Source organism: Stenotrophomonas sp. Sm2128 (assembly GCF_030985535.1).
Classification (GTDB): Bacteria; Pseudomonadota; Gammaproteobacteria; order Xanthomonadales; family Xanthomonadaceae; genus Stenotrophomonas; species Stenotrophomonas maltophilia.
In genome coordinates this window covers 22291-32458 of record NZ_JAPTFQ010000055.1, presented here as the reverse complement: position 1 = coordinate 32458, position 10168 = coordinate 22291, and the positions used below count along the sequence as shown (strand labels likewise).

Here is a 10168-nt window from a genome sequence, read left to right as displayed (position 1 = left end):
CCACCCCACGGATAGCCCGATTTTGACGTTGATGTTGACGTGGCCTCTGCGGGTGCAGGGCGCAGCCCTGCCACCAAACACCCCCACCCTCACTTCACTGAATCGAAAACCGGTTTCGGCACGGCACTTGCACTGGCTACAGCAGACAACCCCATCCCTGTTTCTGGAACCGTTGCAGATGTCCCACTCCGTCACTTCGATCCTTTCGCAGATCCGCTCCTATCAGACCCAGATGGGACAGCCGGCGCTCAACCCGCTGGGCGAAACGCCTCGCAGCAACGCCCTGCCGGGCACGGTGCTGGATGCACCGCAGGCCCAGCCGGCCAGCTTCACCGAAACCCTGCGTGGTGCGATTGCCGGCGTCAACGATGCGCAACAGAAATCCGGCGCCCTCGCCAAGGCCTTCGAAATGGGCGACCCCAGCGCCGACCTCGCCAAGGTGATGGTCGCCTCGCAGCAGTCCCAGATCGCCTTCCGCGCCACCGTGGAAGTCCGCAACCGTCTCGTCCAGGCTTACCAGGACGTGATGAACATGCCGCTGTAAGGAATAGAGACGCATGGCACTGACGCTCTCCAAGGACAGCCTGAACGCCGAAAAGGCCGGGCAATGGTTCGACCGCCTGCAGAGCCTGCAGATCACCCGTCGGCTGGGCCTGATGGCGATGATCGCGGTGGCGGTGGCGGCAGGCCTGTCCGTGTTCTTCTGGTCGCAGAAGCCGGGCATGGTCCCGCTGTACACCGGCCTGGACCAGAAGGCCACCGCTGAAGCGACCGACCTGCTGCGCGCCGCGCAGATTCCGTTCGCGCTCGACCCGGCCACCGGTGGCATCACCGTGCCGGAAAAGAACCTGCACGACGCCCGCCTGAAGCTGGCCGGTTCCGGCCTGACCGACAGTGGCAAGCTCGGCTTCGAGCTGATGGAACGCGACCCGGGCTTCGGTGTGAGCCAGTTCGTCGAAAGCGCGCGCTACCAGCACGCGCTGGAAACCGAACTGTCGCGCACCATCAACACGCTGCGCCCGGTGCGCGATTCGCGCGTGCACCTGGCCATTCCCAAGCCCAGCGCCTTCACCCGCCAGCGCGACGTAGCCAGTGCCTCGGTCACCCTGGAACTGCGTGGTGGCCAGCAGCTGGAACGCAGCCAGGTGGATGCCATCGTGCACATGGTTGCGGCCAGCATCCCGGATCTCGCGCCGGAGCGGGTGACCGTGGTCGACCAGAGTGGGCGCATGCTCAGCATCACCGACCCGAACAGCGAAGCGGCGGTCAACGCTGCCCAGTTCGAGCAGGTGCGCCGCCAGGAAACCTCGTTCAACCAGCGCATCCGCGAGCTGCTGGAACCGATGACCGGCCCTGGCCGCGTCAACCCGGAAGTGAGCGTGGACATGGATTTCTCGGTAACCGAGGAGGCCCGCGAGCTCTACAACGGTGAGCCGCAGAAGCTGCGCAGCGAGCAGATGAGCGAGAACACCACCAGCACCCCTGGCCCGCAGGGTGTGCCGGGTGCCACCAGCAACAGCCCGCCGGGCCAGCAGGCTGCACCGGCCACCGCGCAGACCCCGACCGAAAGCAGCAAGAACGCCACCCGCAACTACGAGCTGGACCGCACCCTGCAGCACACCCGCCAGCCGGCCGGCCGCATCAAGCGCGTATCGGTGGCGGTGCTGGTGGACAACGTGCCGCGTGCCGGTGCCAACGGCAAGATGAGCCCGCAGCCGCTGTCGGCTGCCGAACTGACCCGCGTCGAAGCGCTGGTCAAGCAGGCCGTCGGCTTCAACGCCGAGCGTGGCGACACCGTGTCGGTGATGAATGCCCCGTTCGTGCGTGACACCACGCCGGTCGAAGGCCCGGCGTGGTGGGAGCTGCCGTGGGTGCACGATGCCGGCCGCATGCTGCTCGGCGCGGTGGTGGTGCTGGCGCTGCTGTTCGGTGTGCTGCGCCCGGCACTGCGTGCGATCACCGGCCAGAACAAGAAGAACGACGAACAGGCTCTGGAACCGCACACCGCGGACGTACAGCTGGTCGATGACGATGGCATGCCGCTGCCGGCGCTGGGCGCCGACCGGGCCAGCCTGGCCGGACCAGACGCACTGGCCCTGCCGGTGGATTCTTATGAGGAACGACTGCGGATGGCGCGTGAAGCCGTGAAGACCGACTCCAAGCGCGTGGCCCAGGTGGTCAAGGGCTGGGTGGCCAATGACTGAGGCACAACTGACCGGCGTACAGCGCGCGGCCGTGCTGCTGCTGTCCCTGGGTGAGCTGGATGCGGCCGAAGTGCTGCGCCACATGGAACCCAAGGAAGTGCAGAAGATCGGCATCGCCATGGCCACCATGACCGACATCACCCGCGAGCAGGTGGAACGGGTGATGGACCAGTTCGGCCAGGAGCTGGGCTCGAAGACCTCGCTGGGCGTGGGCTCGGACGACTACATCCGCAACATGCTGGTGCAGGCGTTGGGCAGCGAGAAGGCCGGCAACCTGATCGACCGCATCCTGCTCGGCCGCAACACCACCGGCCTGGATGCGCTGAAGTGGATGGACCCGCGTGCGGTGGCCGACCTGGTGCGCAACGAGCACCCGCAGATCATCGCCATCGTGATGGCGCACCTGGAAACCGACCAGGCCGCCGACGCGCTGAAACTGCTGCCGGACCGTACCCGCGTGGACGTGCTGCTGCGCATCGCCACCCTCGACGGCATTCCGCCTAACGCACTCAATGAACTCAACGAGATCATGGAGCGCCAGTTCGCCGGCAACCAGAACCTGAAATCGTCCAACATCGGCGGCGTGCAGTGCGCGGCCAACATCCTGAACTTCATGGACAGCGGCCAGGACCAGGCGATCCTGGGAGAAATCGCCCGCATCGATGCGCCGTTGAGCAACCGCATCCAGGACCTGATGTTCGTGTTCGACGATCTGGTCGACCTGGATGACCGCGAAATGCAGCTGGTGCTGCGCGAAGTGAGCGGCGAGCGCCTGGGCCTGGCCCTGCGCGGTGCCGACATCAAGGTGCGCGACAAGATCACCCGCAACATGTCGCAGCGCGCGGCCGAAATCCTGCTGGAAGACATGGAAGCTCGTGGCCCGGTGCGCCTGTCCGACGTGGAAGGCGCGCAGCGCGAGATCCTGGCCATCGTCAAGCGCATGGCCGATGAAGGCACCGTCACCATCGGTGGCAGCGCGGAGGCCATGCTGTGAGCAACGTCGTGCGCTGGCTTGCCCCGGACCTGCTGGCCCAGCCCGAACCGGTGCTGGAGCAGGAGGATGCGTTCGAACTCACCGAGCCGGACCCGGAACACGAGCCGGAGCCGCCGCTGCAGCTGCCGACCCTGGAGGAAATCCAGGCCATCCAGGACAGCGCCGAGAAGGAAGGCTTCCAGCACGGCCATGCCGAAGGTTACGGCCAGGGCCAGGCCGAAGTGCGTCGCCTCGCCGCGCAGATCGAAGGCATCCTCGACAACTTCAGCCGCCCCCTGGTGCGGCTGGAGAACGAAGTGGTCGGCGCACTCGGTGAGCTGGCGGTACGCATCGCCGGTGCGCTGGTCGGCCGCGCCTACGAAGCTGACCCGGCACTGCTGGCACAGCTGGTCGGTGAGGCCATCGACGCGGTGGGTGGCAGCACCCGCGAGGTGGAAGTGCGACTGCATCCGGATGACATCGCCGCCCTCGCCCCGCTGTTGAGCCTGCCGCCACAACAGCGCCTGGTGCCAGACACCAGCCTCAGCCGCGGCGATCTTCGCGTGCACGCCGAAGCCGTGCGCATCGACGGCACCCTGGAAGCCCGCCTGCGCGGCGCGCTGGACGCGGTGATCCGCCAGACCGGAGCCAATGCATGAACCCCGATCCGCAGCCGACGCCGCCACCGGCCGACTGGGCCATGGCCCGCAACCTGCGCCTGGCCCGTCGCCTCGATGGACTGCGCGTGGATACCGCCCATGGCCGTGGCCTGATCCGCGAAGGCGTGCTGCGCCGCGCGGTCGGACTGACCCTGGAAGCCGTCGGCTGCGAGGCGCCGCTGGGGGCCAGCTGCAAGGTGGAAGTGGTCGACGGCGGCTGGGTCGATGCCGAAGTGGTCGGCTTCGCCGGCGAGCGCACTTACCTGATGCCCAGTGCCGAGCTGCACGGCCTGTTGCCCAATGCGCGGGTGGTGCCATCGGCGCGCCGCGGTGGCGTGGAAGTGGGCGAAGGCCTGCTTGGCCGCGTCATCGACAGCGATGGCGTGCCGCTGGACGGCAAGGGCCCGATCCGCGCCGAAGGCCATGTCGGCATGGCCGGCGTGTCGATCAATCCACTGGCGCGTGAACCGATCACCCAGCCGCTGGACGTGGGCGTGCGCGCGATCAACGCGCTGCTGCCGATCGGCCGCGGCCAGCGTGTCGGCCTGTTCGCCGGCTCCGGCGTCGGCAAGTCGACGCTGCTGGGCATGATGACCCGCTACACCGCCGCCGACGTGATCGTGGTCGGCCTGATCGGTGAACGTGGCCGCGAAGTGCGCGATTTCGTCGAGACCACGCTGGGCGAGGAAGGCCTGCGCCGCGCCGTGGTAGTGGCCAGTCCCGCCGACCGGCCGCCGCTGGCGCGCCTGCACGGTGCCTACCGCGCTACCGCCATCGCCGAATGGTTCCGCGACCAGGGACTGAACGTGCTGCTGCTGATGGACTCGCTGACCCGCTTCGCCCAAGCACAGCGCGAGATCGGCCTGTCGGTGGGCGAGCCGCCGACCACCCGCGGCTACCCGCCGTCGGTGTTCGCCAAGCTGCCGGCACTGGTCGAACGCGCCGGCAATGGCGCCAAGGGCCGTGGCTCGATCACTGCGTTCTACACGGTGCTGACCGAGGGCGATGATCCGCAGGACCCGATCGCCGATGCGGCGCGCGCGATCCTCGACGGCCACATCCTGCTCTCGCGGCGCGTGGCCGACAGCGGCCTGTACCCGGCCATCGACGTCGAATCGTCGGTCAGCCGCGTGGTCACGGAAATCGCCGACGAGCCGTGGCGCCTGCGCATCCGCAAATTGAAGCGACTGGTCTCGGCCTACTCGGCCAACCGTGACCTGATCGCCATCGGTGCCTACCAGCGCGGCAACGACGCGGCCACCGACGAAGCCCTGGAACGCTGGCCGGAAATCATGGAGTTCCTCGGCCAGGACGTTGCCAAGGCCGCAGATCTCCCGCACAGCCAGGCGGCGCTGCAGCGCCTGGTGGAACAAGAGAGTTAAGCCATGAACCAGTCCAAGCGCATTGATCCCCTGCTCAAGCGGGCCCAGGAACACGAGGACGCGGTTGCCCGCGACCTTGCCGAACGCCAGCGCGTGCTCGATACCCATCTATCGCGACTGGACGAACTGCGCCGCTACGCCGAGGAGTACGCCAACGCTCAGATGGCCGCCACCAGCCCGGCGCAGCTGCTGAACCGACGCGCTTTCCTCGACCGGTTGGACAGTGCCGTCGAACAGCAGCAGGCCACGGTCAATGGCAACCGCGAAAAGGTGGAAGCCGAGCGCGCCCGGCTGATCCTGGCCAGCCGTGACAAGGCCGTGCTGGAACAGCTGGCCGCGAGCTACCGCGCGCAGGAAAAAGTGGTGACCGACCGCCGCGACCAGCGCGAGATGGACGATATCGGCGCGCGCCGCGCGCGCCTTGTCCAGGCCGAAGACCAGGACGGCACCGAGCAGGGAGGTCGCTCGTGATGCCCTCCCCACTCGCCGGCAGTGCCAACCCTGCCACGCCGGCCACCAGCAACAGTGCGGCGCGCGCCCCGCGCAGCGAAGGCGGAAAGGACTTCAGCCAGCTGCTGCAGGACGGCGCGCCCTCTGCACCCGGCCCTGCCGGCAGCGCCACCACGCCGTCGCCATCCACGACGAGCCAGCCGTCGACCACTGACAGCAGTGGCCAGGCACCAGGCGAACGCAGCGACGCCGAAGCGGTAACCGCTGAAGCGCCGCCGCCAGCGCCCGTTGCCGTGACCCCGGCTGCACCCGCTACCGACAAGGACAAATCCGCCGCGACCGAAGACGCCCCTTGGCCGCCGCTCGGTCTGGCCGGCCTGGTGCTGGCGATGCCGACGCCCGTGGATGCGGCCGCTGCCCTGCCGACCACCGCTGCACCGTCGCAGGCCAGCGACGGCAGCGCACTGCCCGTTGCCCCTGCCGCGAATCCGGCACTGCCTGCAACTGCCCCAGCAACGGCCGCCGCAGCGACGGCCGACGGCAAACCGGCGGCGACCAGCGCGGACGATGCCAGCGCGCTGCCACTGCCGGAGATGATCCTGCCCGGCAAGCGCAGCGAGCGCGGCGAAGGCAGTGACGTGGCCGCCGTTGGCGACCGCGCCAGTGCACCACTGCTGCATGCACCGGCGGGGGCCGCCGTACAGGACCTGAAGGCGGCGCTCGCCACCGGCAACGCGATCTTCAATGGCGAACCCACGCCCAAGCCCGTGCTGGGTGACGACGGCTTCGACCAGGCCATTGGCGCACGCCTGGGCTGGCTGGCCGACCAGAAAATCGGCCACGCCCATATCCGCCTGAGCCCGGACGATATGGGCCCGGTCGACGTGCGCCTGCAGTTGAACGGCGACAAGGTGCATGCCAGCTTCAGCAGCCCGCACGTGGACGTGCGGCAGGCACTGGAAAGCAGCCTGCCGCGCCTGCGCGAGCTGCTGGGCGAACAGGGCTTCCAGCTGGCACACGCTGATGTTGGCCACCAGGCCCCGGGGGGTGACGGCAATGCGTCGGGAGCATCTGGCAACGGTGGGACCGCCGGTGACGGAGAACCGTCGCCGGGCGACACCAACGTGTCGTCCGCACAGCTGATCCGCCAGCGCGGGTTGCTGGACGCATACGCCTGACAGGCGTGCCAACCAAGGTTGGCACCCACCAGAGCGATGCGGTTGGCACCTGCCAGTATCGCGTTGGTGGGTGCGGAGCTTGCTCCGCACGGCCCCACCGCCGCCCCGACGGAATTCCGTCGCACCCCTCTGCCCCGCCTTCGGCACACCCCTTGCATATCCCGGTGAAGCAACCCTCAGGAGCTTCACCCCGTGGCCGCAGCCGCTGACAAAACCAAGAAGACCGCCGAGAAGGACAAGGCCGCCAAGCCGCGTAGTCCGATTCTGATCACCGCGCTGGTGGCCGTACTGGCCGCCGCTGCCGCCGGTGGCGGCGTCTGGTTCTTCACCCAGTCCAAGCACGAAGAGAAGACCGCGCAGGCGCCGAAGAAGGCCAGCACTCCGGCACCGGCACAGTACTTCGCGCTGGACCCCGCATTCGTGGTCAACCTCAACGGCCCGGTCGACGGTCCGCGCTACCTGCAGCTGGAAGTGCAGCTGATGACCCGTGACCCGGCTGCGCTGGAAGCGATCAAGACCCATGCACCCGCCATCCGCGCACGCCTGCTGATGCTGTTCTCGCAGGTCAGCCCGGACCAGATCGCCGATGTCGCCGGCAAGCAGAAGCTGCAGGCTGCGTCGCTGGCCGAAGTGCAGAAAGTGCTCAAGGCCGAGACCGGCAGCAATGGTGCCGACGACCTGCTGTTCACCAGCTTCGTGACCCAGTAAGGGCCCACCGATGAATGATCTGTTGTCCCAGGACGAGATCGATGCCCTGCTCCACGGCGTGGACAGTGGCGCGGTCGAAACCGATCCGGAACCGCCGTCAGGCGAAGCGCGCTCGTACGACTTCGCCAGCCAGGACCGCATCATCCGCGGTCGCATGCCAACCCTGGAAATGGTCCACGAGCGTTTCGCGCGCCTGTGGCGGATCGGCCTGTTCAACCTGATCCGCCGCTCGGCCGAGCTGTCGGTGCGCGGCATCGAGCTGATCAAGTTCAACGACTACATGCACTCGCTGTATGTGCCGACCAACCTGAACCTGATCCGCTTCAAGCCGCTGCGCGGTACCGGCCTGATCGTGTTCGAGCCGACCCTGGTGTTCGCCATCGTCGACAACTTCTTCGGTGGCGACGGGCGCTACCCCACCCGCATCGAAGGCCGCGAGTTCACCGCCACCGAAATGCGGGTGATCCACCTGCTGCTGAAGCAGACCTTCGCCGACCTGCGCGAGGCCTGGGCACCGGTGATGGACGTCGACTTCGAGTACATCAACTCGGAGATCAACCCGCACTTCGCCAACATCGTGACGCCGCGCGAATACGTCGTGGTGTGCCGCCTGCACGTCGAACTCGATGGCGGCGGTGGCGACATCCACGTCACCCTGCCGTATTCGATGCTGGAGCCGATCCGCGAGCTGCTCGACGCCGGCATCCAGAGCGACCGCAACGACCGCGACGAGAGCTGGGGCAAGACCCTGCGTGAACAGCTCAACATCGCCGAAGTCACCCTGTCCAGCGTACTGGCCAGCAAGCGCATGACCCTGCGTGACCTGACCCAGCTGAAGGTCGGCGACATCCTGCCGATCGAGCTGAGCCCGCAGGTGCCGGTGTGCGTGGAGAACATCCCGGTGTTCACCGGCGAGTTCGGCATCGCCAACGGCATGAACGCCGTGAAGATCACCGCTACCCATCCGCCGGGCACCCGCCCGCGCGTACCCGTCATCCAGGAAGACCCGCAATGAACGATATCGACGCCCTCGAACCCACTCCGGCCCAGTTCAGCAGCCTGCAGGCCGATGAGGCGAACGGCCCGGACCTGAACCTGGACGTGATCCTCGACGTACCGGTGACGCTGTCGCTGGAAGTCGGTCGCGCGCGCCTGCCGATCCGCAACCTGCTGCAGCTCAACCAGGGTTCGGTGGTGGAACTGGAACGTGGTGCCGGCGAGTCGCTGGATGTGTTCGTCAACGGCACCCTGATCGCCCATGGCGAAGTGGTGGTGATCAATGACCGCTTCGGCGTGCGCCTGACCGATGTGGTCAGCCCGAGCGAGCGGATCCGGAGACTGCGTTGAGCCTGCTGGCCTCCACCCTGCTGGCGGTCGGCAAGACCGCCGCTCCGGCCGGCCCGCAGATCGGCCAGCACGCAGCCGCCGCACCGAGCCTGTTCGGCGCGGTGCTGGCGCTGCTGGCAGTGCTGGCGCTGGTCATCGGCCTCGGCTGGCTGCTCAAGCGCCTGCCCGGCAGTGGTTTCCGCCCGGCCGAAGGCATGAAGGTGGTGGCCAGCCTGAGTGTCGGTGCCAAGGAGCGCGTGGTGGTGGTCGAGGTCAACGGCCAGCAGCTGCTGCTGGGCGTCACCGCCGGCGGCATCAACACCCTGCACACCCTGCCCGAACCGCTGCCGCCGCCCGCGCCCGTGCGCGTGCCGGACTTCAAGAATCTTCCGAATTTCGCCCAGCTGCTGCAGCAGCGGCTGCGCAAGGACCCCTGACATGCGTGTCACCCGTACCCGTCTTGCCACCCTGATGCCGTGGCTGCTGATGCTCGCCCTGTGCCTGTTGCCGGCACTGGCCTTCGCTGCACCCGGCGCACCGACCACGCCACTGCCGGACATCAACGTTGGCAAGATCGGAGGTGCGCCGGTCAGCCTGCCGCTGCAGACCCTGCTGCTGATGACGGCGATCACCCTGATCCCGTCGATGTTGCTGGTGCTGACCTCGTTCACCCGCATCATCATCGTGCTGGGCCTGCTGCGCCAGGCGCTGGGTACCGGGCAGACGCCGTCCAACCAGGTGCTGCTGGGCCTGGCCCTGTTCCTCACCGCGATGGTGATGATGCCGACCTGGGACAAGGCCTGGAGCACCGGCATGGCGCCGTACCTCAACGGCGAGATCGACTTCCAGACCGCCTGGACGCTGACCACCACGCCGTTGCGCGGCTTCATGCTGGCGCAGATCCGGGAGACCGACCTGATGACCTTCGCCGGCATCGCCGGGCACGGCACCTACGCCAGCCCCGACGCGATCCCGTTCCCGGTACTGGTCGCATCGTTCGTCACCAGCGAACTGAAGACCGCCTTCGAAATCGGCTTCCTGATCTTCATCCCGTTCGTGATCATCGACCTGGTCGTGGCCAGCGTGCTGATGTCGATGGGCATGATGATGCTGTCGCCGATGCTGGTGTCGGCACCGTTCAAGATCCTGCTGTTCGTGCTGGTGGATGGCTGGGTGCTGACCGTGGGTACGTTGGCGGCGAGCTTCAATCCGGCGTGATTGAGAGGCAGTCGGGCATGGCTCGGCTCTACAGAAGCACAGTCGAGCGCGGCTCGACTCCACACAAGCA

At 67.6% G+C, this 10168-nt stretch carries 12 protein-coding genes; all 12 read left to right on the top strand.

Features of this window, described 5'->3' with window-relative positions; translation table 11 throughout:
- Positions 1-178 precede the first annotated feature (178 nt).
- The 12 genes from fliE (at position 179) to fliP (ending at position 10098) form a co-directional block, all read left to right on the top strand.
- Complete coding sequence (gene fliE / locus O0K41_RS15280; RefSeq protein ID WP_005409552.1) at positions 179-544, top strand: flagellar hook-basal body complex protein FliE; 366 nt, start codon at positions 179-181, stop codon at positions 542-544.
- A 13-nt stretch (positions 545-557) separates the two neighbouring features.
- Entirely contained in the window at positions 558-2204 is a 1647-nt protein-coding gene (gene fliF / locus O0K41_RS15275; RefSeq protein ID WP_099497310.1) for a flagellar basal-body MS-ring/collar protein FliF, read from the top strand.
- Positions 2205-2211: 7 nt separating this feature from the next.
- The gene (gene fliG, locus O0K41_RS15270) at positions 2212-3198 is read left to right on the top strand and encodes a flagellar motor switch protein FliG (RefSeq protein ID WP_024958226.1); all 987 of its coding nucleotides are present in this window, start codon (positions 2212-2214) and stop codon (positions 3196-3198) included.
- A complete protein-coding gene (locus O0K41_RS15265; protein ID WP_005409549.1) occupies positions 3195-3836 on the top strand; it encodes a FliH/SctL family protein in 642 nt (213 codons plus the stop codon). Before fliG ends, O0K41_RS15265 begins: the two co-directional genes overlap by 4 nt.
- On the top strand, positions 3833-5218 hold the full coding sequence (locus O0K41_RS15260) for a FliI/YscN family ATPase (protein ID WP_005413257.1): 1386 nt from the start codon (positions 3833-3835) through the stop codon (positions 5216-5218). Before O0K41_RS15265 ends, O0K41_RS15260 begins: the two co-directional genes overlap by 4 nt.
- A gap of 3 nt (positions 5219-5221) precedes the next feature.
- Positions 5222-5689: a flagellar export protein FliJ gene (fliJ, locus tag O0K41_RS15255; protein WP_005413256.1), complete on the top strand. Its 468-nt coding sequence runs from the start codon at positions 5222-5224 to the stop codon at positions 5687-5689.
- Positions 5689-6846: a flagellar hook-length control protein FliK gene (locus O0K41_RS15250; protein WP_049448917.1), complete on the top strand. Its 1158-nt coding sequence runs from the start codon at positions 5689-5691 to the stop codon at positions 6844-6846. The genes fliJ and O0K41_RS15250 overlap by 1 nt, the downstream gene beginning before the upstream one ends.
- A gap of 192 nt (positions 6847-7038) precedes the next feature.
- A complete protein-coding gene (locus O0K41_RS15245) occupies positions 7039-7554 on the top strand; it encodes a flagellar basal body-associated FliL family protein (RefSeq protein WP_005409545.1) in 516 nt (171 codons plus the stop codon).
- A 10-nt stretch (positions 7555-7564) separates the two neighbouring features.
- Positions 7565-8569, top strand: coding sequence for a flagellar motor switch protein FliM (fliM, locus tag O0K41_RS15240; RefSeq protein WP_005409544.1), 1005 nt, complete (start codon positions 7565-7567; stop codon positions 8567-8569).
- Positions 8566-8901 carry a flagellar motor switch protein FliN gene (gene fliN / locus O0K41_RS15235; protein WP_005409543.1) on the top strand — a complete coding sequence of 112 codons (336 nt, stop codon included), beginning with the start codon at positions 8566-8568 and terminating at the stop codon, positions 8899-8901. The genes fliM and fliN overlap by 4 nt, the downstream gene beginning before the upstream one ends.
- Complete coding sequence (gene fliO, locus O0K41_RS15230) at positions 8898-9317, top strand: flagellar biosynthetic protein FliO (RefSeq protein ID WP_005409542.1); 420 nt, start codon at positions 8898-8900, stop codon at positions 9315-9317. Before fliN ends, fliO begins: the two co-directional genes overlap by 4 nt.
- Before the next feature lies 1 nt (position 9318).
- Positions 9319-10098 carry a flagellar type III secretion system pore protein FliP gene (gene fliP / locus O0K41_RS15225; RefSeq protein WP_005409541.1) on the top strand — a complete coding sequence of 260 codons (780 nt, stop codon included), beginning with the start codon at positions 9319-9321 and terminating at the stop codon, positions 10096-10098.
- Positions 10099-10168 lie beyond the last annotated feature (70 nt).